Source organism: Burkholderia sp. IMCC1007, assembly GCF_027257875.1.
Classification (GTDB): Bacteria; Pseudomonadota; Gammaproteobacteria; order Burkholderiales; family Burkholderiaceae; genus Burkholderia.
This window is the reverse complement of record NZ_JAPVQY010000010.1, coordinates 105605-131399: the sequence shown is the minus strand read 5'-3', so window position 1 is coordinate 131399 and position 25795 is coordinate 105605. Positions and strand designations below refer to the sequence as shown.

At 64.4% G+C, this 25795-nt stretch carries 22 protein-coding genes; all 22 read left to right on the top strand.

The window, feature by feature from the left end:
• The first annotated feature begins 29 nt into the window (after positions 1–29).
• The 22 genes from O1Q03_RS12695 to O1Q03_RS12590 all read left to right on the top strand — a co-directional run bounded on the left by O1Q03_RS12695 (position 30) and on the right by O1Q03_RS12590 (position 25523).
• Positions 30–1229 (top strand): ABC transporter substrate-binding protein, encoded by a 1200-nt coding sequence (locus O1Q03_RS12695; protein ID WP_269503860.1) that lies wholly within the window; start codon positions 30–32, stop codon positions 1227–1229.
• A 126-nt stretch (positions 1230–1355) separates the two neighbouring features.
• A complete protein-coding gene (locus O1Q03_RS12690; RefSeq protein ID WP_269503859.1) occupies positions 1356–2240 on the top strand; it encodes a branched-chain amino acid ABC transporter permease in 885 nt (294 codons plus the stop codon).
• Positions 2240–3214, top strand: a complete 975-nt coding sequence (locus O1Q03_RS12685) for a branched-chain amino acid ABC transporter permease (RefSeq protein WP_269503857.1) — start codon at positions 2240–2242, stop codon at positions 3212–3214. Before O1Q03_RS12690 ends, O1Q03_RS12685 begins: the two co-directional genes overlap by 1 nt.
• Before the next feature lie 1123 nt (positions 3215–4337).
• Entirely contained in the window at positions 4338–5495 is a 1158-nt protein-coding gene (locus tag O1Q03_RS12680) for an ABC transporter substrate-binding protein (RefSeq protein WP_269503856.1), read from the top strand.
• 200 nt (positions 5496–5695) lie between these two features.
• On the top strand, positions 5696–6751 hold the full coding sequence (locus O1Q03_RS12675) for a branched-chain amino acid ABC transporter permease (RefSeq protein ID WP_269503855.1): 1056 nt from the start codon (positions 5696–5698) through the stop codon (positions 6749–6751).
• 4 nt (positions 6752–6755) lie between these two features.
• Complete coding sequence (locus O1Q03_RS12670) at positions 6756–8540, top strand: branched-chain amino acid ABC transporter ATP-binding protein/permease (RefSeq protein ID WP_269503854.1); 1785 nt, start codon at positions 6756–6758, stop codon at positions 8538–8540.
• On the top strand, positions 8540–9295 hold the full coding sequence (locus tag O1Q03_RS12665; RefSeq protein ID WP_269503851.1) for an ABC transporter ATP-binding protein: 756 nt from the start codon (positions 8540–8542) through the stop codon (positions 9293–9295). The genes O1Q03_RS12670 and O1Q03_RS12665 overlap by 1 nt, the downstream gene beginning before the upstream one ends.
• A 553-nt stretch (positions 9296–9848) precedes the next feature.
• Entirely contained in the window at positions 9849–11819 is a 1971-nt protein-coding gene (gene mnmG, locus O1Q03_RS12660) for a tRNA uridine-5-carboxymethylaminomethyl(34) synthesis enzyme MnmG (RefSeq protein ID WP_269503849.1), read from the top strand.
• On the top strand, positions 11816–12502 hold the full coding sequence (gene rsmG, locus O1Q03_RS12655) for a 16S rRNA (guanine(527)-N(7))-methyltransferase RsmG (protein ID WP_269503847.1): 687 nt from the start codon (positions 11816–11818) through the stop codon (positions 12500–12502). The genes mnmG and rsmG overlap by 4 nt, the downstream gene beginning before the upstream one ends.
• Before the next feature lie 50 nt (positions 12503–12552).
• Positions 12553–13332 carry a ParA family protein gene (locus O1Q03_RS12650; RefSeq protein WP_269503845.1) on the top strand — a complete coding sequence of 260 codons (780 nt, stop codon included), beginning with the start codon at positions 12553–12555 and terminating at the stop codon, positions 13330–13332.
• Between the two features lie 31 nt (positions 13333–13363).
• Positions 13364–14257, top strand: coding sequence for a ParB/RepB/Spo0J family partition protein (locus tag O1Q03_RS12645; RefSeq protein ID WP_269503843.1), 894 nt, complete (start codon positions 13364–13366; stop codon positions 14255–14257).
• Between the two features lie 13 nt (positions 14258–14270).
• Positions 14271–15401 (top strand): SLC13 family permease, encoded by a 1131-nt coding sequence (locus tag O1Q03_RS12640; protein WP_269503841.1) that lies wholly within the window; start codon positions 14271–14273, stop codon positions 15399–15401.
• Between the two features lie 559 nt (positions 15402–15960).
• Positions 15961–16497, top strand: a complete 537-nt coding sequence (locus O1Q03_RS12635; RefSeq protein ID WP_269503839.1) for an ATP synthase subunit I — start codon at positions 15961–15963, stop codon at positions 16495–16497.
• Between the two features lie 111 nt (positions 16498–16608).
• Complete coding sequence (gene atpB, locus O1Q03_RS12630) at positions 16609–17460, top strand: F0F1 ATP synthase subunit A (protein WP_269503838.1); 852 nt, start codon at positions 16609–16611, stop codon at positions 17458–17460.
• Positions 17461–17549: 89 nt separating this feature from the next.
• Complete coding sequence (gene atpE / locus O1Q03_RS12625; protein WP_025990054.1) at positions 17550–17819, top strand: F0F1 ATP synthase subunit C; 270 nt, start codon at positions 17550–17552, stop codon at positions 17817–17819.
• A 128-nt stretch (positions 17820–17947) separates the two neighbouring features.
• The gene (locus tag O1Q03_RS12620) at positions 17948–18418 is read left to right on the top strand and encodes a F0F1 ATP synthase subunit B (RefSeq protein WP_269503835.1); all 471 of its coding nucleotides are present in this window, start codon (positions 17948–17950) and stop codon (positions 18416–18418) included.
• Between the two features lie 2 nt (positions 18419–18420).
• Positions 18421–18960: a F0F1 ATP synthase subunit delta gene (locus O1Q03_RS12615; RefSeq protein WP_269503834.1), complete on the top strand. Its 540-nt coding sequence runs from the start codon at positions 18421–18423 to the stop codon at positions 18958–18960.
• 48 nt (positions 18961–19008) lie between these two features.
• Positions 19009–20550: a F0F1 ATP synthase subunit alpha gene (gene atpA, locus O1Q03_RS12610; protein WP_269503832.1), complete on the top strand. Its 1542-nt coding sequence runs from the start codon at positions 19009–19011 to the stop codon at positions 20548–20550.
• 70 nt (positions 20551–20620) lie between these two features.
• Positions 20621–21496: a F0F1 ATP synthase subunit gamma gene (gene atpG, locus O1Q03_RS12605; RefSeq protein ID WP_269503831.1), complete on the top strand. Its 876-nt coding sequence runs from the start codon at positions 20621–20623 to the stop codon at positions 21494–21496.
• A 66-nt stretch (positions 21497–21562) separates the two neighbouring features.
• On the top strand, positions 21563–22957 hold the full coding sequence (gene atpD, locus O1Q03_RS12600; protein ID WP_124830321.1) for a F0F1 ATP synthase subunit beta: 1395 nt from the start codon (positions 21563–21565) through the stop codon (positions 22955–22957).
• Between the two features lie 154 nt (positions 22958–23111).
• Positions 23112–23537, top strand: a complete 426-nt coding sequence (locus O1Q03_RS12595; protein ID WP_096506708.1) for a F0F1 ATP synthase subunit epsilon — start codon at positions 23112–23114, stop codon at positions 23535–23537.
• Positions 23538–23795: 258 nt separating this feature from the next.
• Positions 23796–25523: an AMP-binding protein gene (locus O1Q03_RS12590; RefSeq protein WP_269503829.1), complete on the top strand. Its 1728-nt coding sequence runs from the start codon at positions 23796–23798 to the stop codon at positions 25521–25523.
• Positions 25524–25795 lie beyond the last annotated feature (272 nt).

Here is a 25795-nt window from a genome sequence, read left to right as displayed (position 1 = left end):
ACAACGCATCAGAACAACAGGAGACGTCAATGAAAATGAAGACCCTCGCACAGGCCTGTCTCGCGCTCGCGACCGCCGCGTTCACCGCCGGCGCCGCTCACGCGGCGGATACCGTGAAGATCGGCTTCATCACCGACATGTCGGGGTTGTACGCGGACATCGACGGGCAGGGCGGCCTCGAGGCGATCCGGATGGCGGTCGCCGACTTCGGCGGCAAGGTGCTCGGCAAGCCGATCGAGGTCGTCTATGCCGACCACCAGAACAAGGCCGACATCGCCGCGTCGAAGGCGCGCGAATGGATGGACCGCGGCGGCCTCGACCTGCTCGTCGGCGGCACGAACTCCGCGACCGCGCTGTCGATGAACCAGGTCGCGGCCGAGAAGAAGAAGGTCTACATCAACATCGGCGCGGGCGCCGACACGCTGACCAACGAGCAGTGCACGCCGTACACGGTCCACTACGCATACGACACGATGGCGCTCGCGAAGGGCACGGGGTCGGCGGTGGTGAAGCAGGGCGGCAAGAGCTGGTTCTTCCTGACGGCCGACTACGCGTTCGGCAAGGCGCTCGAGAAGAACACGTCCGACGTCGTGAAGGCGAACGGCGGCCAGGTGCTCGGCGCGGTGCGCCACCCGCTGTCCGCGTCGGACTTCTCGTCGTTCCTGCTGCAGGCGCAGTCGTCGAAGGCGCAGATCCTCGGCCTCGCGAACGCGGGCGGCGACACGATCAACTCGATCAAGGCCGCGAAGGAATTCGGCATCACGAAGACGATGAAGATCGCCGCGCTGCTGATGTTCATCGACGACGTGCACAGCCTCGGCCTCGAGACGACGCAGGGCCTCGTGCTGACCGACAGCTGGTACTGGAACCGCGATGCGGCCTCGCGCCAGTGGGCGCAGCGCTACTTCGGCAAGATGAAGAAGATGCCGTCGAGCCTGCAGGCGGCGGACTACTCGTCGGTGACGACCTACCTGAAGGCCGTGCAGGCGGCCGGGACGACCGACTCCGACAAGGTGATGGCCGAGCTGAAGAAGATCAAGATCAGCGACTTCTACGCGAAGGGCTACATCCGCCAGGACGGCAGCATGATCCACGACATGTACCTGATGGAAGTGAAGAAGCCGTCGGAATCGAAGGAGCCGTGGGACTACTACAAGGTGCTCGCGACGATTCCGGGCGATCAGGCGTTCGGTACCAAGCAGGAGACGCGCTGCGCGCTGTGGAAGTAAGCGCGGCATAGCGGCGCGCGGCGGCGGCTGCAGCCGCCGCCGCAGCGATGTGCCCGCTGCGCCGCCCGCGTGCGCGACCGCGAGACGGTTGCGCACGCAACGACACTCATTCTGACGGCTAAGTCGATGGAAATCTTTGGCATTCCGTTGCCGGCGATGCTCAGCCAGTTGCTGCTGGGGCTCGTCAACGGCTCGTTCTACGCGATCCTGAGTCTCGGGCTCGCGGTGATCTTCGGGCTGCTCAACGTGATCAACTTCGCGCACGGCGCGCTGTTCATGCTGGGCGCGATGCTCGCGTGGATGGGCCTGTCGTACTTCGCGTTGCCGTACTGGGCGATGCTCGTGCTCGCGCCGCTGATCGTCGGCGCGTTCGGGATCGCGATCGAGCGGACGATGCTGCGCTGGCTGTACAAGCTCGATCACCTGTACGGGCTGTTGCTCACGTTCGGCCTCACGCTCGTCGTCGAAGGCGTGTTCCGGTCGATCTACGGCTCGTCCGGCCAGCCGTACGACGTGCCGTCGCAGTTGTCCGGCGCGACCAACCTGGGCTTCATGTTCCTGCCGAACTACCGCGCGTGGGTGGTCGTCGCATCGCTCGCGGTGTGTCTCGCCACGTGGTTCGTGATCGAGAAGACGCGGCTGGGCGCCTATCTGCGCGCGGGCACCGAGAATCCGAAGCTCGTCGAGGCGTTCGGCGTGAACGTGCCGATGATGATCACGCTCACCTACGGGTTCGGCGTCGCACTCGCGGCGTTCGCGGGCGTGCTGGCCGCGCCGGTGATCCAGGTGTCGCCGCTGATGGGGCAGCCGATGATCATCACCGTGTTCGCGGTGGTCGTGATCGGCGGGATGGGCTCGATTCTCGGCTCGATCGTCACCGGCCTGCTGCTCGGCGTGATCGAGGGCTTCACGCGGGTGTTCTATCCGGAAGCGTCGGCCACCGTCGTGTTCGTGATCATGGCGATCGTGCTGCTGATCCGTCCGGCAGGCCTGTTCGGCAAGGAAAAATGATGCAGAGAAAAGTGCTCTACGGCGTGCTGCTCGCCGCGCTGCTCGCCGCGCCGTTCATCGGCGTGTATCCGGTGTTCGTGATGAAGGTGCTCGCCTTCGCGCTGTTCGCGGCCGCGTTCAACCTGCTGATCGGCTATACGGGGCTGCTGTCGTTCGGCCATGCGATGTTCCTGGCGACCGCCGGCTATGCGACCGGCTATACGATCCAGACGCTCGGCTTCACGCCGGAGCTCGGTGTCCTGGTCGGCACGGCCGCGGCGACGGTGCTCGGGCTCGTCGTCGGGCTGTTCGCGATCCGCAGGCAGGGCATCTATTTCGCGATGATCACGCTCGCGTTCGCGCAGATGGTCTACTTCATCTATCTGCAGGCGCCGTTCACGCACGGCGAGGACGGCCTGCAGGGCGTGCCGCGCGGGCGCCTGTTCGGCGTGCTCGACCTGTCGAACGACGTCGCGCTGTACTACGTCGTGCTCGCGGTGATCGTCGCCGCGTGCGCGTTCATCGTGCGGATCGTGCACTCGCCGTTCGGCCAGGTGCTCGTCGCGATCAAGGAGAACGAGGCGCGCGCGATCTCGCTCGGCTACGACACCGACCGCTTCAAGCTGCTCGCGTTCATCCTGTCGGCCGGGCTCGCGGGGCTCGCCGGGTCGCTGAAGGTGCTGGTGCTCGGCTTCGAGACGCTGTCGGACGCGTACTGGACGATGTCGGGCCTCGTCGTGCTGATGACGCTCGTCGGTGGGATGGGCACGCTGTTCGGGCCGCTGCTGGGTGCGGCGCTGATCGTCGCGCTGGAGGATCGCCTCGGCGACATCGGCGAATGGCTCGCGTCGACCACCGGCATCGGCTGGTTCCACTCGCTCGGCGAGTCGGCGACGATCGTCACGGGGCTGATTTTCATCGCATGCGTGCTGGCGTTCCGGCGCGGGATCGTCGGCGAGATGGTCGCGCGGATCAAGCCGCTCAGGCCGTCCTGAAAGCGGGGGGCACGCGTTGCTGCGGGTTGATGCGAAGCACCATCGGGCGCGGCCGGGAAGGGCGTCGCGGCCGGCTCCGGCCGGCACCGCATGGCAGGGCTGGTGCCCCAATTTCGTGCGGCGATGCACCATAGGGGTAAATGCTAAGTTGTCGCACCGTGAAAGCTCCTTTAATCTTCGTCTCAGTTCTGATGCACCGCGATACGAATTTGCAGGTGGAGAACGAGGAGACAATCGAGGCACAAAGTGCCCGGCCCCAAAGCGCTGTTGGACGGAATCCAACAGCGCTTTTTCATTTGCGTGCGCGAATTGCCTTCGTTCGTGCCGCGGCCGGCGTCGCAGGTTCGCCACCGCGTCGGTATCCCGCATCTCCCGCGTTTCACGTCCGTCCCCCCGTTCTTCCCTTTTCCCGCAAGCACGTCGCACACGTCGCACATGGCGCGTGGCGACGCACATGCCGTTCGGGCTTACCCGGTTGGCGTGCACTAAATGCGTCCGTTACACTCAGCTTTCGCCGACCGCGCGGTCGGGAAAATCGGTCGGCAGTTCTCCTACAAGCACAATGCAGAAGAGGGAGTACGGTTGGATGAGAAGCGCAGGACGACGGGGCAGGGCAGCAGAAGCGGCAGGAGCCGCTCGTTCGTGTTCGGGGGTGCGTGGGGATCTCCCGGCTATCGCGAACCGTTCTGCGGCGGGCATGGGCGCTCCGGCGCGCGTTGCTCGCACGGCCGCCGCGCCGGTCGTTGTGTCCGCAACCGAATCTTCGATCGCGTGCGCATGAGCGGCCGCTTTTCCTGTCTTGTGCGGTGGACGAGCGCAGTCGAGCCGCGCCTGGTGTGCGCATCTTCTCCTGATCGTTGCGCCCGCAACGTTACCTATTCCGGCTTGCTTCATCCTGGCGACATTGCCGCCGCGCATCGTGGCGGGCCTGCATCCGCGAAGCGGCGCGTGCGTGTGCGTGTGCAGCGCCGATGCCGGCAGGGGTTCGTCGCAGCCGTGTCTCGGGGGAAAACGAGCGTAGGCGGTGGCGCAGCGTGATACTTAAAATATTAACTTGTTTGATGACCGGGGCGCCGCCCGAGCGCCCCGCGGATTTTTCGAGCAGCGTCTGGAGACAACCTAAATGAAGATGAATCGATGGATGGAAGCCGTGCTTGCCGTGGGCCTCGTGTGTGCGTCGGCAACGGCGTCGGCACAGGTGAAGATCGGCGTGACGCTGTCGGCCACCGGGCCGGCCGCGTCGCTCGGGATTCCGGAAAAGAACACGATCGCGCTGCTGCCGAAGGAAATTGCCGGCAAGAGCGTGCAGTACATCGTGCTCGACGATGCGTCCGACACGAGCCGCGCGGTGCAGAACGTACGCAAGCTGATCGACGAGGATCACGTCGACGCGATCATCGGTTCGTCCGTCACGCCGAACTCGCTCGCGATGCTCGACCCGGTGTCGCAGGGCAAGACGCCGACGATCTCGCTCGCGGCGAGCGCGCAGATCATCGCGCCGATGGACGCGAAGCGCGCGTGGATGTTCAAGGTGCCGCAGAACGATCAGCTGATGGCCGACGCGATCGCCGGCTACATGGCGAAGCACGGCGTGAAAACGGTCGGCTTCATCGGCTTCGCCGACGCGTATGGCGACAGCTGGTACAAGACGTTCGATGCGGCTGCCGCGAAGAACGGGCTGAAGCTGGTGTCGAACGAGCGCTACAACCGCACCGACGCATCGGTGATGGGGCAGGTGCTGAAGCTGATGGGCTCGAACCCGGATGCGGTGCTGATCGCCGGTTCGGGCACGCCGGCCGCGCTGCCGGCCAAGACGCTGAAGGAGCGCGGCTACAAGGGCAAGGTGTACCAGACGCACGGCGTCGCGAACAACGACTTCCTGCGCGTGTGCGGCAAGGATTGCGAAGGCGAGATCCTGCCGGCCGGCCCAGTGCTCGTGACCGACCAGCTGCCCGATTCGAACCCGGTGAAGAAGCCGGCGCTCGGCTACAAGGCCGCGTACGAGAAGGCGTACGGCGCGGGCTCGCTGTCGACCTTCGGCGGGCATGCGTGGGATGCGGGGCTGCTGCTGCAGCGCGCGATTCCGGACGCGCTGAAGAAGGGCCAGCCGGGCACCGAGGCGTTCCGCGACGCGCTGCGTGCGTCGCTCGAGAGCGTGAAGGATCTGCCCGTGTCGCACGGCGTGATCAACATGACGCCGACCGATCACAACGGCTTCGACACGCGTGCGCGCGTGATGGTGCAGATCGTCGACGGCAAGTGGAAGCTGCAGGCCGAGTAAGCATCACGTGAAACCGGCGTGCACGGCGCGAACGGCGCCGCGCATGCCGTCGGCGGCGCAGCGGGCCTCGCGGCCCGCATTCGCGCCGCATGGAACTTCCGGGAAGCCCCCGCGCGGCGCCTGACACTCCGGTCCTGTCGTCCCGCGCCCGGGCCGCTCCCATCGCCGTTTCTCCGCAGCATTCTCGATACACGAAACGTATGGATCTCTCGATTGCGGCGATCCTCGCGCAAGACGGCATCACGACCGGCGCCATTTATGCATTGCTGTCGCTGGCGCTCGTGCTGGTGTTTTCCGTCACGCGGGTGATCTTCATTCCCCAGGGCGAATTCGTCGCCTACGGTGCGCTGACGCTCGCTGCGTTGCAGGCGCAAAAATTCCCCGCCACCTGCTGGCTGCTGTTCGTGATGGGCATCGCGTGCTTCCTGCTGGAAGTCGGCGGGCTGATCCGCCATCGCGAGCGCCGCCATCAGCTCGGCCGCACGCTCGCGACGCTCGCCAGCCGCTACGTGTTGCTGCCGCTGGCGGTGTTCGCGATCACGCGCAGCGTCGCCGCGCAGCCGTTGCCGATGCTCGCGCAGATCGCGCTCACGCTCGCGATCGTCGTGCCGATGGGCCCGTTCGTCTATCGGCTCGTCTATCAGCCGATCGCGGAAGGCACGACGTTGCTGCTGCTGATCGTATCGGTCGCGGTGCATTTCGCGATGGTCGGCCTCGGGCTCGTGATGTTCGGCGCCGAAGGGTCGCGCACCAACGGATTCACCGATGCGTCGCTGGCGATCGGCAGCATGACGGTGTCGGTGCAGAGCATTCTCGTGGTCGCGACGGCGCTGGTGCTGATCGGTGCGCTCTACGTGTACTTCGGCCGCACGATCGCCGGCAAGGCGCTGCGTGCGACCTCGGTGAACCGGCTCGGCGCGCAACTGGTCGGCATCGGCACGACGGCGGCAGGGCGGCTCGCGTTCACGCTGGCGGCGGGGCTCGGCGTGCTGTCCGGCATCCTCGTCGGCCCGCTGACGACGATCTACTACGACTCCGGTTTCCTGATCGGCCTGAAGGGCTTCGTCGGCGCGATCATCGGCGGGCTCGTCAGCTATCCGCTCGCGGCGGCCGGCTCGCTGCTCGTCGGCGTGCTCGAATCGTATTCGTCGTTCTGGGCGAGTTCGTACAAGGAAGTGATCGTGTTCACGCTGATCATCCCGGTGCTCCTGTGGCGCAGCTTCGCGACGCCGCATGCGGAAGAGGAAGAGGAGTGACGCGATGAAGACGATCGTACGCAACAAGACCTTCTGGCTGTTTCTCGTGGTGCTGTTCGCGCTGCCGATGCTGCCCGGCGCGCTGCAGGTGCCCGAATACTGGATCACGCTGCTGAATTACATCGGCCTGTACGCGATCGTCGCGATCGGGCTCGTGCTGCTGACGGGCGTCGGCGGGATGACGAGCTTCGGGCAGGCCGCGTTCGTCGGCATCGGCGCGTATGCGACCGCGTTCCTGACGACGCGCTACGGCGTGTCGCCGTGGCTCGCGCTGATCGTCGGCGTCGTGCTGACGGCGCTCGTCGCGCTCGTGCTCGGCGCGGTCACGATGCGGCTGTCCGGGCACTTCCTGCCGCTCGGCACGATCGCATGGGGCCTCGCGCTGTTCTACCTGTTCGGCAACCTCGAGCTGCTCGGCAAGTACGACGGGATCAACGGGATTCCGGCGCTGAACCTGTTCGGCATCGCGCTCGACAGCGGCCGCAGCCTGTACTTCCTGATCTGGGCCGTCGTGCTGGCCGCGATCGTGTCGGTGCAGAACCTGCTCAACAGCCGGCCCGGCCGCGCAATCCGCGCGCTGCGCGGCGGCGGCGTGATGGCCGAGGCGATGGGCGTGAACACCGCGTGGATGCGCGTCGTGATCTTCGTCTACGCAGCCGTGCTCGCGGCGGTGTCGGGCTTCCTGTACGCGCACCTGCAGCGCGCGGTGAACCCGACGCCGTTCGGCCTGAACCACGGGATCGAATTCCTGTTCATGGCTGTGGTCGGCGGCGTGTCGCACGTGTGGGGCGCGGTGCTCGGCGCGGCGATCCTCACCGTGCTGCAGGACTACCTGCAGACGCTGCTGCCGAAGCTGCTCGGCTCGGAAGGCAACTTCGAGATCATCGTGTTCGGCGTGCTGATGGTGTTGCTGCTCCAGTACGCGCGGCAGGGCGTATGGCCGTTCGTCGCGAGGCTGTTTCCGCGCGGGCCGCGTGCGCACGTGCCCGAACATGCCGATCCGTTGCCGCAGCGCGGCAAGCCTGTGGCGGGCGAGTCGCTGCTCGTGGTCGACAACGCGCGCAAGCAGTTCGGCGGGCTGGTGGCGGTCAACGACGTCAGCTTCGACGTGAAAGCGGGGCAGATCATCGGGCTGATCGGGCCGAACGGCGCGGGCAAGTCGACCACGTTCAACCTCGTGACCGGCGTGCTGCAGCCGACGGGCGGCACGATCACGTTCCGCGGTGAACGGATCGACGGGCTCACGTCCCGCCAGATCGTGCGGCGCGGCATCGGCCGGACGTTCCAGCACGTGAAGCTGCTGCCGACGATGACGGTGCTCGAGAACGTCGCGATCGGCGCGCATCTGCGCGGCCGGACCGGCGTGTGGCGCAGCATCGCGCGGCTCAATGCGCATGAGGAGGCGCAGCTGCTCGCCGAAGCCGCGCGGCAGATCCGCCGGGTCGGCCTGGAAAAGCACATGTACGACGAGGCAGGCAGCCTCGCGCTCGGCCAGCAGCGCATCCTCGAAATCGCCCGCGCGCTGTGCTGCGACCCGACGTTGCTGCTGCTCGACGAGCCGGCGGCCGGGCTGCGCTACCAGGAGAAGCAGCAGCTCGCCGACCTGCTGCGGCGCCTGAAGGCCGAAGGGATGAGCGTGTTGCTCGTGGAACATGACATGGATTTCGTGATGAATCTCACCGATCGGCTGGTGGTGATGGAATTCGGCACGCGCATCGCGGAAGGGCTGCCGCACGACGTGCAGCAGGATCCGGCGGTGCTCGAAGCGTATCTGGGCGGGGTGGAGTGATGACGGACACGACGATGCCGATTCTCGAAGTAAGCGGGCTGGCGGTCCGGTATGGCAAGGTCGAGGCGCTGCACGGCGCCGCGATCAAGGTCGAAGCGGGGCAAATCGTCAGCGTGATCGGCCCGAACGGCGCCGGCAAGTCGACGCTGCTGAACGCGATCATGGGTGCGCTGCCGGTGACCGGCCACGCGTCGGGTGAGATCGTGTACCGCGGCAACGACGTCGGTGCGCTGCCCGTCGAGCAGCGCGTCGCGCGCGGGATGTGCCTCGTGCCGGAGAAGCGCGAGCTGTTCAGCACGATGACGGTCGAGGACAACCTCGTGCTGGGCGCATACCGTCGCAAGCTGGCGGGCGAGGCCAATTTTCTGGATCAGCTCGACCATGTGTTTGCGTTGTTTCCGCGGCTCAAGGAAAGGCGCAAGCAGGCGGCCGGCACCTTATCGGGCGGCGAACGGCAGATGCTTGCGGTGGGGCGTGCGCTGATGGGCAAGCCGGATCTGCTGATGCTCGACGAGCCGAGCCTCGGATTGGCGCCGCTGATCGTGAAGGAGATCTTTCATATCATCAGCGCGTTGCGCGGCACGGGCGTCGCGACGCTGCTGATCGAACAGAATGCACGGGCCGCGCTGCAGATCTCCGACTACGGCTATGTGCTGGAGACGGGCGAGTTTGCGCTCGAAGGACCGGCGGCCGAGTTGGCGCAGAATCCGCGTGTGATCGAGACGTACCTCGGGTTGGCGAAGAAAATGGCTTGATGATCGGTGCGGTTGGCGGGAAACGGTCGGCGTGTTTCACGTGAAACACGCCGCTTTTGTTTTGAGGCACCGGGTGATGGGTTGCTCCGGCGGTCGCTTGGGGCAGGGGATAAGTACCAAAGGAATAGTCGGAAGTTCTGTGATGAGCGGGAAAGAGTTCGATCGTGGACAGATGCCCGGACCACAGAGTCACGTGAGTTGCGTGACCGACAGAACTCCGCCGCTGCATGTTGGGCGGCACAGTGGATAAGTATCGGGCCATCCATTGGAAACACTGTGATGGAAGGGCCCAGGAGGAGCGCCCTCGACTGCAGCCGCGCGCCGGTAGCCGATTTTGCACAGCGTGGCGATGTGCCGCGAGAGGGCGGACCGGCTGTGCGAAAGCAGGACCGAGTCCACAGTCCCGCCGCTCCGCAGCAAAAAAGACGAAAAAACAGCGAAACGAACCGACCCTACCATTCGGACGGGCTTCGGGTGAAAAGCGAACCCGCTATAATTCGGCCCATACATTTCTCAGATAGGTTCGTGCGCTGCTCTGCGTACGGAATCCACCATGCTTTTTCCCACAGAATTTGACGTCATCGTCGTCGGCGGCGGTCACGCCGGCACGGAGGCTGCGTTGGCATCCGCGCGTATGGGCGCGAAGACGCTGCTGCTGACCCATAACATCGAAACGCTCGGGCAGATGAGCTGCAATCCGTCGATCGGCGGCATTGGCAAGGGCCATCTGGTCAAGGAAGTCGACGCGCTCGGCGGCGCGATGGCGGCCGCGACGGACGAGAGCGGTATTCAGTTTCGGATCCTGAATTCGTCGAAGGGGCCGGCTGTGCGTGCGACGCGCGCGCAGGCTGACCGTATCCTGTACAAGGCCGCGATCCGCCATCGGCTCGAGAACCAGCCGAACCTGTGGCTGTTCCAGCAGGCCGTCGACGACCTGATGGTCGAAGGCGACCGCGTGGTCGGCGCCGTGACGCAGATCGGCATCCGCTTCCGCGCGCGCGCGGTGGTACTGACGGCCGGCACGTTCCTCGACGGCAAGATCCACGTTGGCCTGAACAACTACACGGGCGGTCGCGCGGGTGATCCGGCGGCCGTGTCGCTGTCGGCGCGCCTGAAGGAGCTGAAGCTCCCGCAGGGCCGCCTGAAGACCGGTACGCCGCCGCGTATCGATGGCCGCTCGATCGACTTTTCTAAGCTCGACGAGCAGCCGGGCGACCTCGATCCGATCCCCGTATTCTCGTTCCTTGGCCGGGCAGAGCAGCATCCGCAGCAGCTGCCGTGCTGGGTCACGCACACGAACGAGCGCACGCACGACATCATTCGCGGTGGCCTCGACCGTTCGCCTATGTACACCGGCGTGATCGAAGGCGTCGGCCCGCGTTATTGCCCGTCGATCGAGGACAAGATCCACCGGTTCGCGTCGAAGGAATCGCACCAGATCTTCCTGGAGCCGGAAGGGCTGACCACCAACGAGTTCTACCCGAACGGGATCTCGACGAGCCTGCCGTTCGACGTGCAGCTCGAACTCGTGCACTCGATGCGCGGCCTCGAGAACGCGCACATCCTGCGCCCTGGCTATGCGATCGAGTACGACTACTTCGATCCGCGCGCACTGAAGGCGTCGCTCGAGACGAAGGCGATCAACGGGCTGTTCTTTGCAGGCCAGATCAACGGCACGACCGGCTATGAAGAGGCTGCCGCGCAAGGCCTGCTGGCCGGCCTGAACGCCGGTCGTTACGTGCAGGAGAAGGACGCATGGTGCCCGCGCCGCGACCAGGCTTACCTGGGCGTGCTGGTCGACGACCTCGTCACGCGCGGCGTGGCAGAGCCGTACCGGATGTTCACGAGCCGTGCCGAATACCGGCTGAGCCTGCGTGAAGACAACGCAGACATGCGCCTGACCGAGCTTGGCCGCGAGCTGGGGCTCGTCGACGACGCGCGTTGGGATGCGTTCAGCCGGAAGCGTGACGCTGTTTCACGTGAAACCGAACGCCTGAAGTCGACGTGGGTCACGCCGAAGACGCTGCCGCCGGAAGAGGCGACCGCGTTGCTCGGCAAGGCGATCGACCACGAGTACAGCCTTGCCGAACTGCTGCGCCGCCCGGGCATCAGCTACGACGGCGTGTGCGGGCTGAAGGGCGGCGAGTGCGGCCCTGCCGAGCCCCTTGCGGACGATCCGGTGCTGCTCGAGCAGATCAAGGAGCAGGTCGAGATCGGCATCAAGTACCAAGGCTATATCGAGCGTCAGGCGAGCGAGATCGAGCGCAACGATGCGAACGAGAACACGCGCCTGCCGGACGGAATCGACTACCGCGAGGTGCGCGGCCTGTCGTTCGAAGTGAGCCAGAAGCTCAACGAGTTCCGGCCGGAAACGATCGGCCAGGCATCGCGTATCTCGGGCGTCACGCCGGCGGCGATCTCGCTGCTGATGGTGCACCTGAAGCGCCGTGGTCTCGGCCGCCGTAACGGCACCGCCGCAGAGGCGACCGAGCAGGGGGACGGCACCGTCCCGACGCAACAATGACGGCGCGTCGCGCGCCGGCGGTTAATCGGGATGTACTTGAACGGATGCTCGTCGACGGCACGGCCGCGCTCGACATCGCATTGACGGATGCGCAGCGCAACCAGCTGCTCGACTACGTCGCGCTGCTCGGCAAGTGGAACGCGGTCTACAACCTGACGGCGATCCGCGACCCGAAGCAGATGCTGATCCAGCACATTCTGGATTCGCTCTCCATCGTTCCGCATCTGCGTGGCCGCACGTCGGCGCGCGTGCTCGACGTCGGTTCGGGCGGCGGATTGCCGGGGATCGTGCTCGCGATCGTGCAGCCGGAATGGCACGTGACGCTGAACGATATCGTGCAGAAGAAGTCCGCATTCCAGACCCAGATGCGTGCGGAGCTGAAGCTCTCGAACCTGTCGGTCGTCACCGGCCGGGTCGAATCGCTGCAGCCGGGCGTCGAAGTGCCGGAAAAATTCGACATGATCGTATCCCGCGCCTTCGCGGATCTATCTGACTTCGTTAAACTTGCTCGACATCTCGTCGCGCCCGGCGGATCGATCTGGGCAATGAAGGGCGTGCACCCGGACGATGAGATCGCCCGGCTGCCGGAAGGGAGTCGCGTGAAGCAGACGATGCGGCTGGCGGTGCCGATGCTCGATGCCGAACGGCATCTGATTGAAGTCGCGGTCGCCGAAGCGAATTGAAGGCGCGCGGTAGCGCGCCATTTGTTTGAAGTAAGAGGAACACACCAACGATGGCAAAGATCTTCTGCGTTGCGAACCAGAAGGGGGGCGTCGGCAAGACGACGACATCGGTCAATCTCGCCGCAAGCCTTGCAGCGCAGGAGCAACGAGTCCTGCTGATCGATCTCGACCCGCAGGGTAACGCGACGATGGGCAGCGGGATCGACAAGGCCTCCTGCGAGTCGACCGTGTACGAAGTGCTCGTCGACGGCGTCGCGGTGACCGACGCGCGCGTGCGTCCGGAAGGCGTCACGTACGACGTGCTGCCCGCGAACCGCGAGCTGTCCGGTGCGGAGATCGAACTGATCAACATCGACAACCGCGAGCGCCGGCTGAAGGCCGCGCTCGAGCACGTGGCCGACGATTACGACTTCGTGCTGATCGATTGCCCGCCGACGCTGTCGTTGCTGACGCTGAACGGGCTGTGCGCCGCGCATGGCGTCGTGATCCCGATGCAGTGCGAGTACTTCGCACTGGAAGGTCTGTCGGACCTCGTCAACACGATCAAGCAGGTTCACGCGAACATGAACCGCGACCTGAAGATCATCGGCTTGCTGCGCGTGATGTTCGATCCGCGCATCACGTTGCAGCAGCAGGTCTCCGATCAACTGAAAGCGCACTTCGGCGACAAGGTGTTCGACGCGGTGATTCCGCGTAACGTGCGCCTGGCGGAAGCGCCGAGTTACGGGTTGCCGGGCGTTGTGTTCGACCGCAACTCGCGCGGTGCGCAGGCGTATCTCCAGTTCGGTGCCGAGATGATCGATCGCGTGCGCGCGTTCGAGGTGTCGTGAGCCGGACATGAGCGAAGCGAGGAAGAAAGACATGAACGCGGTACCAAAGAAGAAGGGCTTGGGACGTGGCCTCGAAGCGCTGCTGGGCGGCAGTGCGGACATCACCGAAGCGGTGAAGATCGAAGGGGCGCCGAACACGCTCGCGCTCGGCAAGCTGCAGGCCGGCAAGTACCAGCCGCGCACGCGGATGGACGAGGGCAGCCTGCAGGAGCTGGCGGCCAGCATTCGCGCGCAAGGCGTGATGCAGCCGATCCTGGTACGGCCGATTTCGTCCGATAGGTACGAGATCATCGCGGGCGAGCGGCGTTTCCGCGCGGCACGCCTCGCCGGTCTCGATGAAGTGCCGGTGCTCGTGAAGGACGTATCCGATCAGGCGGCCGCCGCGATGGCGCTGATCGAGAACATCCAGCGCGAGGATCTGAACCCGCTGGAAGAGGCGCACGGCATTCAGCGCCTGCTCGACGAGTTCGGTTTCACGCACGAACAGGCGGCCGAATCGGTCGGCCGTTCGCGCAGCGCGGTGTCGAACCTGCTGCGTCTGCTGAACCTCGCGTCGCCGGTGCAGACGATGCTGCTGGCCGGCGATCTCGACATGGGGCATGCGCGCGCGCTGCTCGCGGTCGACGCGGCGACGCAGATCACGCTTGCGCACCAGGTCGTCAACAAGCGCATGTCGGTGCGCGAGACCGAGAAGCTCGTCGCGCATACGACGAAGGAAGTGCCGGCGGTGAAGGCGCGTGCGAAGGACGACGGCGGCCGCGACACGCGCCGTCTCGAGGAGGAGCTGTCCGATCTGCTCGCATCGACGGTGAAGATCAAGCTCGGCCGGCGCGGGCGAGGGCAGGTGCTGATCGATTTCGGCAACCTCGATGCGCTCGAGGGCATTCTCGCGCGCCTGCGCGGCAACGTCGCAACCGAAGAGTAACGAGGTTCGATCGATGGAAAACACGGGCGCGGCCGCGCCGCGCCGGTGGCTCGGATGGCTGTTGCAGGAGCCGGTACTGACGGTGCTGGCGTTTGCGCTGATTATTCTTCAATGGTTGCGTCCGCAACCAGTTGCCGCACTGGCCGGCCTCGTCGACTGGCAAACCGTACTGACGCTGGCGGGCCTGCTGATGCTGACCAAGGCGCTCGAGCTGTCCGGGTGCCTGATGTGGCTTGCGCATCGCATCGTGCATCACGTGCACTCCGAGCGCGGGCTTGCGATGTTGCTCGTCATATTCGCGGCTGCGCTCGCGATGTGGCTCACCAACGACGTCGCGCTGTTCGTCGTCGTCCCGCTGATGGTGTCGCTGCGCGCGCTGACGCCGCTGCCGTTCCGGCGGCTCGTGATCGCGGTCGCGCTGGCCGTCAATGCGGGGTCCGTCGCGACGCCGCTCGGCAATCCCCAGAACCTGTTCCTGTGGCAGTTGAGCGGCGTGTCGTTCGGCCGTTTCGTCGTCACGCTCGGTCCGCTCGCGCTGGCATTGATGGGGCTGCTGCTCGTGCTGACGGCGTGCGCGTTTCGCGCGAAGCCGCTCGACCTGTCCGGAGACGTCGATACGGTTCCGGTGCAGCGCATGCATGCGTTGCTCGCGGTGGTGCTGTTCGGTGCCTTCGTGTTGCTCGCCGATGCGCATCATCCGGTGCCGGGCCTCGTCGCCGTCGTGATCGCGCTGCTCGTCGCGAAACGTGATGCAGTCCTGAAGATCGACTGGCTGCTGCTGCTGATTTTCGTGCTGATGTTCGTCGTGCTGCGCAGCGCAGCGGCGCTCCCCGTCGTGCACGATGCGATCGCGCACGCACAGCTCGATTCGCCGTTGCGCGTGTTCGCCGCGGGCGCGGTGCTGTCACAGGGCATCAGCAACGTGCCGGCCGCGATCCTGCTGTCGGAATTCACGCACGACTGGCGTGCGCTCGCGTTCGGCGTATCGGTCGGCGGCTTCGGCTTCGCGATCGGCTCGCTCGCGAACCTGATCGCCGTGCGTCTCGCGAAGGAGCCGCGCATGTGGCTGCCGTTTCACCTGGTGTCGATTCCGTTTGCGCTGGCGAGCGCCGCGCTCGGTGCATGGCTGCTCGTGCACGGCTGAACCTGCGTTCGCGCGTGGCACAGGCATTGGATTCGCTGCGCGGGGCGGGCGCACAGCGTTGCGTGTGGTCGCCGCGTTGTGGATAAGTCCGGCGATCCACAGTCGATCGCCTGTGGTGATGCTGCAACTGATTGCATGAATGAGCGGGTTCGCGATTCGCTCGTCTCGTGCGATGAGTGAGTCTGTCGTCACAGCGTTCGGCCTGTTCCTCGTCCCCGTGCCGCAGTGTTTCCTGCGGTCACCTCACAGTGAATTTTTTGCCCGTGCTGCCGCGAAGCGGCCAGGGCGCGCGTCACACATCGGCTCTGCGACATTCGTTGCGGCCGCACTTTTCCAGCAAGAAGTACCGACGCAAAAATCCCACCTTACAACTGTCATCGTACGTCGCCGCTTCGCGCGTTTTTCACATCATGAGCGCGCGTTTTACGCAGATTTTTGTCGCGTCTAAAGCCTTGAATCACCTGCAACTATCGCTTACAATCGCCCGGATTTGTTAGTTAGGCACCCCCGAAAGCTATCGGAAAGTTTGGGGCGGATCAGGAATTTGCGGAAGGTAGCGATGGCGAGTCAGGAGCAGCCGCCCAATGGGCACGACGAGCACAGCGCACGCCGCAACACCGAACCGGCTGTCGCGCAGCGGAATGCAGCCGCCGACGACTGGGATGCCGAGCAGCAAGACGACACAACAATCGTTCCGCTTACGCGGGCCGAAGCGGAAACGCTGTTCGGGCCGGACGTAAGCCGACCCTCGCGTGTCACGCCCTACCGGGTAGTGATTGCGCAAGTGGTCCTGTCCTTGGTTGCAACGCTGGCGTGGTGGCTGTTTTCTTCGAAGCCGCCGGGCGCCGCTGCGCAATCCGCATTTTTGGGCGGAGCGATTGGCTGGGCGCCAAGCGCATTGTTCGCGGCGCGTTTGAGGCGAGGCGGTGCCGACACCGTGATGGGTTGGGTGATCGGCGAAGTACTCAAGATGGCAGCGACGATCGCGTTGTTCGTAGCGATTGCCGTGTGGTACCCCGGCGTGCATTGGGTGCCCCTGCTCATTACGTACCTGCTCGTGCTGAAAACGTACTGGATTGCGTTGGCCTGGCGATAGGCTGTGAGACCTTGCGCGGTTCGACCGGAACATGCGCAGGCGCGTTCCCGCAATAGAGTGTTGCGGTGAAGCGGAAGACCGATTTTCGACAATTTGGGTGGCACTAACGATATGGCAACCAGCGAAGGCTCGCGTGCTCTGGATCCGTCCGAGTACATTGCGCACCACTTGCAGAACCTCTCCACCGCGCATCAGACGTCGATCTTCGATATCCACGTCTGGAATCTCGACACGCTGTTCTGGTCGATCGTCTGCGGCGTCGTCACGATCCTGATCCTGTACCTCGCTGCCCGCAAGGCGACGCCGGGCGTGCCGGGTCGTTTCCAGTGCATGATCGAAATGATCGTCGAGATGGTGGAAGACCAGTCGAAGGCGGTCGTGCACGGCAATCGTACCTTCATTGCTCCGCTCGCGCTGACCGTGTTCGTCTGGGTCGCGCTGATGAACTCCCTCGACTTCCTCCCCGTCGACCTGCCGGGCCGCGTGATCGGCTGGCTGGGCCTGTCGGAAGTCATCCCGCATCACCGCATCGTCCCGACGGCCGACCTGAACGGCACGATCGGCATCGCACTCGGCGTGTTCGTGCTGATGATCTACTACAGCATCAAGATCAAGGGTGCGGGCGGCTTCGTGCATGAACTCGTGTCGGCTCCGTTCGGTGCGCATCCGCTGCTGTGGATCCCGAACCTCGGCCTGAACATCGTTGAATACGTCGCCAAGACCGTTTCGCTCGGCATGCGACTGTTCGGCAACATGTATGCAGGCGAACTGCTGTTCCTGCTGATCGCGTTGCTGGGCAGCATGTGGGGCTTCGGTGCGGATGCGTCGGTGCTCGGCTTCATCGGCCACATCCTCGCGGGTAGCGTCTGGGCGATCTTCCACATCCTGATTGTTTTGCTGCAAGCGTTCATTTTCATGATGCTCACGCTGGTGTACCTCGGGCAGGCTCACGAATCGCACTAAGCACGCGTCACGCAGCCGGACAATCAAGCAGGTTTGTTTTTTGGTTTTCTTTTAATTCCAGTTCCAAGTCTTTTCACAAAGGAGTGATCATGCAAGCTTTCATCGCCAACATCCAAGGTCTGACCGCTATCGGTATCGGTATCATCATCGGCCTGGGTGCGATCGGCGCCTGTATCGGTATCGGTCTGATGGGTGGCAAGTACATCGAAGCATGCGCACGTCAGCCTGAGCTGATCAACCCGCTGCAAACGAAGATGTTCCTGCTGGCTGGTCTGATCGACGCGGCATTCCTGATCGGCGTTGGTGTGGCAATGCTGTTTGCATTCGCGAACCCGCTCCTGTCGAAGCTCGCAGGCTAAGGTTTCTCGGAAGATTTGCGTCAGCGACAAGCCGGCGCAGGGTGGAACGGATGACGAGCGCCAATCGAATTCATTTTCGACGCGCTCCTCCTCGTTTCAATTTCCGGAATAGCAGATAAGGAAACACCGTGAATCTCAACGCAACCCTGTTTGCGCAAATGGTCGTGTTCCTGATCCTCGCGTGGTTCACGATGAAATTCGTGTGGCCGCCGTTGGTCAACGCCCTCGACGAGCGCTCGAAGAAAATTGCCGACGGCCTGTCCGCCGCGGAAAAGGGTCAGGCGGAACTCGCAGCGGCGCACAAGCGCGTCGATCAGGAGCTCGCGCAAGCCCGTAACGACGGTCAACAACGCATTGCCGACGCTGAAAAGCGCGCGCAGGCCGTGGCCGAAGAAATCAAGGCTCAAGCCCATGCCGAAGCCGCCCGCATCATCGCTCAGGCGAAGGCGGACGCGGATCAGCAAATCGTGAAGGCCCGTGAAGCGCTGCGCGGCGAAGTCGCCACGCTGGCGGTCAAGGGCGCCGAGCAGATCCTGAAGCGCGAAGTCGATCAAACGGCCCACGCCGAACTGCTGAATCAACTGAAAGCCGAGCTCTGATCATGGCCGAACTTGCAACCATCGCCCGCCCTTACGCAGAAGCGCTGTTCCGCGTGGCCGAGGGTGGTGATATCGCCGCCTGGTCCACGCTCGTGCAAGAGCTGGCTCAGGTTGCGCAACTGCCCGAAGTGCTGTCCGTCGCGTCGAGCCCGAAAGTGGGTCGCGCGCAGGTCAACGAGCTGTTGCTCGCCGCGGTGAAGTCGCCGCTCGCGACCAGCGCGGAAGCGAAGAACTTCGTGCAGATGCTGGTCGAAAATCACCGTATCGCGCTGCTGCCGGAAATCTCCGTACAGTTCGATGAACTGAAGAATGCGCGCGAAGGCGCGGCCGACGTGCAGATCGTCAGCGCGTTTCCGCTCGAAGGCGCACAGCTCACCGAACTCCTCGCCAGCCTCGAACGCAAGTTCAAGCGCAAGCTGAAGCCGACGGTCCAGACCGATGCGTCGCTGATCGGCGGCGTGCGCGTGACGGTCGGCGACGAAGTGCTCGATACCTCGGTCCGCGCGCGGCTCGCCAGCATGCAGACAGCCTTGTGCGCTTGAGCGCCCAGGCAGCCGGCACGCAACAGAATTGACTATCAGGAGCGAATAATGCAACTCAATCCCTCTGAGATCAGCGAGCTGATCAAGAGCCGGATCCAGGGCCTTGAAGCGAGCGCAGACGTTCGCAACCAGGGCACCGTGATCTCCGTGACCGACGGTATCGTGCGTATCCACGGCCTGTCGGACGTGATGCAGGGCGAAATGCTCGAGTTTCCGGGCAACACGTTCGGTCTCGCGCTGAACCTCGAGCGCGACTCGGTCGGCGCGGTGATTCTCGGCGAATACGAACACATCTCGGAAGGCGACATCGTCAAGACGACGGGCCGCATTCTCGAAGTCCCGGTCGGCCCGGAACTCGTCGGCCGCGTGGTCGACGCGCTCGGCAACCCGATCGACGGCAAGGGCCCGGTCAACGCGAAGCTGACCGACGCGATCGAAAAGATCGCCCCGGGCGTGATCTGGCGTAAGTCGGTGTCGCAGCCGGTGCAGACGGGCATCAAGTCGATCGACGCGATGGTGCCGATCGGCCGTGGCCAGCGTGAGCTGATCATCGGCGACCGTCAGTGCGGCAAGACCGCGGTGGCGCTCGACGCGATCATCAACCAGAAGGGCAAGGACCTGATCTGTATCTACGTCGCGATCGGCCAGAAGGCTTCGTCGATCATGAACGTGGTGCGCAAGCTCGAAGAAACGGGCGCGCTGGAATACACGATCGTCGTCGCCGCTTCGGCATCGGATTCGGCTGCAATGCAGTACCTGGCACCGTACGCCGGCTGCACGATGGGCGAATACTTCCGCGACCGTGGTCAAGACGCGCTGATCATCTATGACGACTTGACCAAGCAAGCATGGGCATACCGTCAGATCTCGCTGCTGCTGCGCCGCCCGCCGGGCCGTGAAGCATACCCGGGCGACGTGTTCTATCTGCACTCGCGTCTGCTCGAGCGTGCGGCTCGCGTGTCGGAAGAGTATGTCGAGAAGTTCACGAACGGCGAAGTGAAGGGCAAGAGCGGCTCGCTGACGGCACTGCCGGTCATCGAAACGCAGGCTGGCGACGTGACCGCGTTCGTTCCGACGAACGTGATCTCGATTACCGACGGCCAGATCTTCCTGGAAACCGACCTGTTCAACGCAGGCATCCGCCCGGCAATCAACGCCGGCGTGTCGGTGTCGCGAGTCGGTGGCGCCGCGCAGACGAAGGTCGTGAAGAAGCTGTCGGGCGGTATCCGTACCGACCTCGCGCAGTACCGTGAACTCGCTGCATTCGCGCAGTTCGCATCGGACCTCGACGAAGCGACCCGCAAGCAGCTCGAGCGCGGCCGCCGCGTGACGGAACTGCTGAAGCAGCCGCAGTACCAGCCGCTGCAGGTGTGGGAACTGGCCGTGTCGCTGTACGCCGCGAACAACGGCTACCTCGACGACCTCGACGTGAAGCAAGTGCTCGCGTTCGAGAAGGGCCTGCGCGACAACCTGAAGACCAGCCACGCTGACCTCATCAAGCGCATCGAAGACACCAAGGATCTCTCGAAGGACGACGAAGGCGCGCTGCGCGCGGCAATCGAGTCCTTCAAGAAGTCGGGTGCCTATTGATCCGCGAGTGACACACTGAGGCCGCGCGGGTGCTGATCGCGCCCGCGCCGCTTCGGTCAAGGAGCAAGCTATGGCTGGAATGAAGGAAATTCGCGGCAAGATCAAGAGCGTGCAAAACACGCGCAAGATCACGAAGGCGATGGAGATGGTGGCCGCATCGAAGATGCGCCGCGCGCAGGAACGCATGCGCGCAGCTCGTCCGTACGCGGACAAGGTCCGTGCCATCGCCGCGCACATGAGCCGCGCGAACCCGGAATACCGCCACCCGTTCATGGTGGCGAACGACGGCGTGAAGACGGCCGGCATCATCCTCGTCACGACCGACAAGGGTCTGTGCGGCGGTCTGAACACCAACGTGCTGCGTGCGACGGTGCAGAAGTTCAAGGAGCTGGAAGAGAAGGGCCAGACGGTCGAAGCCACCGCAATCGGTAGCAAGGGCCTCGGGTTCCTGAATCGCTTCGGCGCGAAGGTGATGTCGCAGGTCGTGCACCTCGGCGATACCCCGCACCTGGACAAGCTGATCGGCGCGGTCAAGACGCAGCTCGATCTGTACTCGGAAGGCAAGCTGTCGGCGGTTTATATCGCGTACACGCGCTTCGTCAACACGATGAAGCAGGAAGCCGTGATCGAGCAACTGCTGCCGCTGTCGTCGGAACACTTCGAAGCGGATGACGGCACGCCGTCGACGTCGTGGGATTACATCTACGAGCCGGACGCACAGGCTGTCGTCGACGAACTGCTCGTGCGTTACGTCGAGGCGCTGGTGTACCAGGCCGTCGCGGAAAACATGGCGTCCGAGCAATCGGCGCGGATGGTCGCGATGAAGGCTGCGTCCGACAACGCGAAGACGGTGATCAGCGAACTGCAGCTCGTATACAACAAGAGCCGTCAGGCCGCGATTACGAAAGAACTGTCGGAGATCGTCGGCGGCGCAGCCGCTGTTTAAGCGCGCGCCCCGGACGACAACTGCGCCTTTGCGCGAGTAAAGAATCAGGTATTTAAAGGAAAAGCGATGAGTACTGCTGCTTTGGTAGAAGGCAAGATCGTACAGTGCATCGGCGCCGTTATCGACGTGGAATTCCCGCGCGAAAGCATGCCGAAGATCTACGACGCGCTCATTCTCGATGGCTCGGAACTGACGCTCGAAGTCCAGCAGCAGCTGGGCGACGGCGTGGTCCGTACCATTTGTCTGGGTGCATCCGACGGCCTGCGCCGCGGCCTGACCGTGAAGAACACGGCGAAGCCGATTTCGGTGCCGGTCGGCAAGCCGACCCTCGGCCGTATCATGGACGTGCTCGGCCGTCCGATCGACGAAGCCGGCCCGATCGAGAGCGACGTGACGCGCTCGATCCACCAGAAGGCTCCGGCGTTCGACGAACTGTCGCCGTCGACCGAACTGCTCGAAACGGGTATCAAGGTCATCGACCTGATCTGCCCGTTCGCGAAGGGCGGCAAGGTTGGCCTGTTCGGCGGTGCTGGCGTGGGCAAGACCGTCAACATGATGGAGCTCATCAACAACATCGCGAAGGAACACGGCGGTTACTCCGTGTTCGCGGGCGTGGGCGAGCGTACCCGTGAAGGGAACGACTTCTACCACGAAATGAAGGACTCCAACGTTCTCGACAAGGTCGCGCTGGTGTACGGCCAGATGAACGAGCCGCCGGGCAACCGTCTGCGCGTCGCGCTGACCGGCCTGACGATGGCCGAGCACTTCCGTGACGAAGGCCTCGACGTGCTGTTCTTCGTCGACAACATCTACCGTTTCACGCTGGCCGGTACCGAAGTGTCGGCACTGCTCGGCCGTATGCCGTCGGCAGTGGGCTATCAGCCGACGCTGGCTGAAGAAATGGGCAAGCTGCAAGAGCGCATCACGTCGACCAAGAAGGGCTCGATTACGTCGGTTCAGGCCGTGTACGTCCCTGCGGACGACTTGACCGACCCGTCGCCGGCTACGACCTTCGGCCACCTGGACGCAACCGTCGTTCTGTCGCGTGACATCGCTTCGCTGGGTATCTACCCGGCAGTCGACCCGCTCGACTCGACGTCGCGCCAGATCGACCCGAACGTGATCGGCGAAGAGCACTACACGATCACGCGTCGCGTTCAGCAGACGCTGCAGCGCTACAAGGAACTGCGCGACATCATCGCGATTCTGGGCATGGACGAACTGTCGCCGGAAGACAAGCTGTCGGTCGCACGCGCGCGTAAGATCCAGCGTTTCCTGTCGCAGCCGTTCCACGTCGCTGAAGTGTTCACGGGCTCGCCGGGCAAGTACGTGCCGCTGAAGGAAACGATCCGTGGCTTCAAGATGATCGTCGACGGCGAGTGCGACCACCTGCCGGAACAGGCGTTCTACATGGTCGGCACGATCGACGAAGCCTTCGAAAAGGCCAAGAAGATCCAGTAAGGGTCGGGTGTAACGCAGCGGGCGCCCGTGCGTCCGTGAAGGATACCTTGATGGTATCCGTTCGCGGATGGGCGCCCACGTAATACGCTCAACCCGCCGTGCATGGGACGAGGGTGCGCGCCGCAGGCGCGGGCACTCGTCGACAGGAGTCGATATGGCAACCATCAAAGTAGACGTCGTCAGCGCGGAAGAGCAGATCTTCTCGGGCCAGGCGAAATTCGTCGCGCTGCCGGGCGAAACGGGTGAGCTGGGTATTCTGCCGGGTCACACGCCGCTGATCACGCGGATTCGTCCGGGTGCGGTGCGCATCGAAGTCGAGGGCGGCAACGACGAATTCGTGTTCGTCGCAGGCGGCATTCTCGAAGTGCAGCCGGGCGCCGTGACGGTGCTCGCCGATACCGCGATCCGCGGCAAGGACCTCGACGCGGCGAAAGCCGAGGAAGCGCGCAAGCGTGCCGAGGAAACGCTGCAGAACGCGAAGTCGGACCTCGACCTCGCAAAGGCGCAATCGGAGCTCGCGACCGCGATGGCGCAGCTCGAAGCGATCCAGCGTCTGGCGAAGGTGCGCAGCCGGCACTGAGCCGCGCCGCGTATCCCGCGAAAGAAAGCAGCCTTCGGGCTGCTTTTTTTTCGTGTGCCGGTTTCGTCAGTTTTTTACAGGCCGGATCGTATCGTTCGGTCGTGCTATTTCATCCGTCCGCCGCGATTTGATGTCAGAGTGTCGTCAGCAGAGCGCGGCATCATGCGCTCAGAGGTTCGCCGCCGCGAGCACGGCGGCGCAGGCACGCACGTCAGCCGCGTGTCGCAGCCGATCAGACAAAAACGGACGGAGACATCGATGGCAGCAGACCTTGGCAAGGGGGCGCTGATCGCGCCCGAAAACGGACTGTCGTACGTGCGCGGCGCGACCGACGTGCCGCTATCCGAAGCGACGATCAGCCGGTTCCTGCTCGATACGGCAGGCCGGTTTCCCGATCGCCCGGCCGTCGTGTTCCGCGAGCAGCAGGTGCGCTGGACGTGGCGTGAATTCGCGCACGAGATCGACGTGCTCGCGGCGGGCCTCGCCGCGCTCGGAATCGCGAAGGGCGACTGCGTCGGCATCTGGTCGCCGAACCGCAGCGAATGGCTGCTCACGCAGTTCGCAACCGCGCGCCTCGGCGCGATCCTCGTCAACATCAATCCAGCCTATCGGCTGTCGGAACTCGAATACGCGCTGAACAAGGTCGGCTGCAAGGCCGTGATCGCGGCCGAGCGTTTCAAGAGCTCCGCGTATGTCGAGATGCTGCAGACGCTCGCGCCCGAGCTTGCGAGCGCGACGCCGGGCGACCTGCATGCGGCACGCGTGCCGAGCCTGCGCACGATCGTGTCGATGGGCGACACAGCGCCAGCCGGCATGTTCCGCTTCGCGGACGTGATGGCCCGTGGCCGCGATACGCTCGACATCACGCGGCTCGATGCGATCGGCGCGACGCTCGCGGCGACCGATCCGATCAACATCCAGTTCACGAGCGGCACGACCGGCAGCCCGAAGGGCGCGACGCTCACGCACCGCAACGTCGTCAACAACGCGCGCTCGATCGCGATGGCGATGCGTTTCACCGAACAGGATTCGCTCTGCATCCCGGTGCCGCTCTATCACTGCTTCGGGATGGTGCTGGCCGTGCTCGCATGCGTGTCGACCGGCGCCGCGATGGTGTTCCCCGGCGAGGCGTTCGACCCGGTCGCGACGCTCGCGGCCGTCGCAGAAGAACGCTGCACCGCGTTGCACGGCGTGCCGACGATGTTCATCGCGGAGCTCGATCATCCGGCGTTCGCGAAGTTCGACCTGTCGACGCTGCGCACCGGGATCATGGCCGGCTCGCCGTGTCCGATCGAGACGATGAAGCGCGTGGTGTCGCAGATGCATCTGTCGGAAATCACGATCGCGTACGGGATGACGGAGACGAGCCCGGTGTCGTTCCAGAGCTCGACCGACGATCCGCTGGAGAAGCGCACGACGACGGTCGGGCGCATCCAGCCGCACCTGGAAGTGAAGATCGTCGACCCGAACGGCGAGATCGTGCCGGTCGGCGCGACCGGCGAGCTGTGCACGAAGGGCTATTCGGTGATGCTCGGCTACTGGGACGACGACGCGAAGACGCGCGAAGTACTGCTCGACGGGTGGATGCATACGGGCGATCTCGCGACGCTCGACGAGGACGGCTACTGCAACATCGTCGGCCGGCTGAAGGACATGGTGATTCGCGGCGGCGAGAACGTGTATCCGCGCGAGATCGAGGAATTCCTGTTCAGGCATCCGAAGATTCAGAGCGCGCAGGTGTTCGGCGTGCCCGACGCGAAGTACGGCGAAGAGCTGTGTGCGTGGATCGTGCTGCGCGCGGACGAGCAGATGACCGAGGACGACGTGCGCGCGTTCTGCAACGGCCAGATCGCGCACTACAAGATCCCGCGCTATATCCGCTTCGTCGACGAACTGCCGATGACGGTGACGGGCAAGGTGCAGAAGTTCGTGATGCGCGAGCGGATGATCGACGAGTTGAAACTCGACGTGCAGAAGACCGCGTAAAGCGGATCCGGCGGCGGGGAGGACGCGGCGGCCTGCGGGCCGTTGCGTTTTCTGTGGACGAAAAAAAGCGGGCCTATTAGCCCGCTAAAAACCACACGCTACGGGGTTAGCGCGAGGAGACCAAAGTTGAAACCGAGTCCGGCGGGGAGCCGGAAACGACTCCAACAGGGATGCCCCTCGGAAGGGCTTCGGTACGTGACCGACTGGCTCGCAGCGCTTCGCGTCCGCTCACACTTGGCACACGAGACCGCATCCGTGTTGAAACCGTTGAA

Coding starts and splice junctions, on each gene's coding strand:
- O1Q03_RS12695 (WP_269503860.1), top strand. CDS start 30: ATGAAAATGAAGACCCTCGCACAGGCCTGTCTCGCGCTCGCGACCGCC.
- O1Q03_RS12690 (WP_269503859.1), top strand. CDS start 1,356: ATGGAAATCTTTGGCATTCCGTTGCCGGCGATGCTCAGCCAGTTGCTG.
- O1Q03_RS12685 (WP_269503857.1), top strand. CDS start 2,240: ATGCAGAGAAAAGTGCTCTACGGCGTGCTGCTCGCCGCGCTGCTCGCC.
- O1Q03_RS12680 (WP_269503856.1), top strand. CDS start 4,338: ATGAAGATGAATCGATGGATGGAAGCCGTGCTTGCCGTGGGCCTCGTG.
- O1Q03_RS12675 (WP_269503855.1), top strand. CDS start 5,696: ATGGATCTCTCGATTGCGGCGATCCTCGCGCAAGACGGCATCACGACC.
- O1Q03_RS12670 (WP_269503854.1), top strand. CDS start 6,756: ATGAAGACGATCGTACGCAACAAGACCTTCTGGCTGTTTCTCGTGGTG.
- O1Q03_RS12665 (WP_269503851.1), top strand. CDS start 8,540: ATGACGGACACGACGATGCCGATTCTCGAAGTAAGCGGGCTGGCGGTC.
- mnmG (WP_269503849.1), top strand. CDS start 9,849: ATGCTTTTTCCCACAGAATTTGACGTCATCGTCGTCGGCGGCGGTCAC.
- rsmG (WP_269503847.1), top strand. CDS start 11,816: ATGACGGCGCGTCGCGCGCCGGCGGTTAATCGGGATGTACTTGAACGG.
- O1Q03_RS12650 (WP_269503845.1), top strand. CDS start 12,553: ATGGCAAAGATCTTCTGCGTTGCGAACCAGAAGGGGGGCGTCGGCAAG.
- O1Q03_RS12645 (WP_269503843.1), top strand. CDS start 13,364: ATGAACGCGGTACCAAAGAAGAAGGGCTTGGGACGTGGCCTCGAAGCG.
- O1Q03_RS12640 (WP_269503841.1), top strand. CDS start 14,271: ATGGAAAACACGGGCGCGGCCGCGCCGCGCCGGTGGCTCGGATGGCTG.
- O1Q03_RS12635 (WP_269503839.1), top strand. CDS start 15,961: ATGGCGAGTCAGGAGCAGCCGCCCAATGGGCACGACGAGCACAGCGCA.
- atpB (WP_269503838.1), top strand. CDS start 16,609: ATGGCAACCAGCGAAGGCTCGCGTGCTCTGGATCCGTCCGAGTACATT.
- atpE (WP_025990054.1), top strand. CDS start 17,550: ATGCAAGCTTTCATCGCCAACATCCAAGGTCTGACCGCTATCGGTATC.
- O1Q03_RS12615 (WP_269503834.1), top strand. CDS start 18,421: ATGGCCGAACTTGCAACCATCGCCCGCCCTTACGCAGAAGCGCTGTTC.
- atpA (WP_269503832.1), top strand. CDS start 19,009: ATGCAACTCAATCCCTCTGAGATCAGCGAGCTGATCAAGAGCCGGATC.
- atpG (WP_269503831.1), top strand. CDS start 20,621: ATGGCTGGAATGAAGGAAATTCGCGGCAAGATCAAGAGCGTGCAAAAC.
- atpD (WP_124830321.1), top strand. CDS start 21,563: ATGAGTACTGCTGCTTTGGTAGAAGGCAAGATCGTACAGTGCATCGGC.
- O1Q03_RS12595 (WP_096506708.1), top strand. CDS start 23,112: ATGGCAACCATCAAAGTAGACGTCGTCAGCGCGGAAGAGCAGATCTTC.
- O1Q03_RS12590 (WP_269503829.1), top strand. CDS start 23,796: ATGGCAGCAGACCTTGGCAAGGGGGCGCTGATCGCGCCCGAAAACGGA.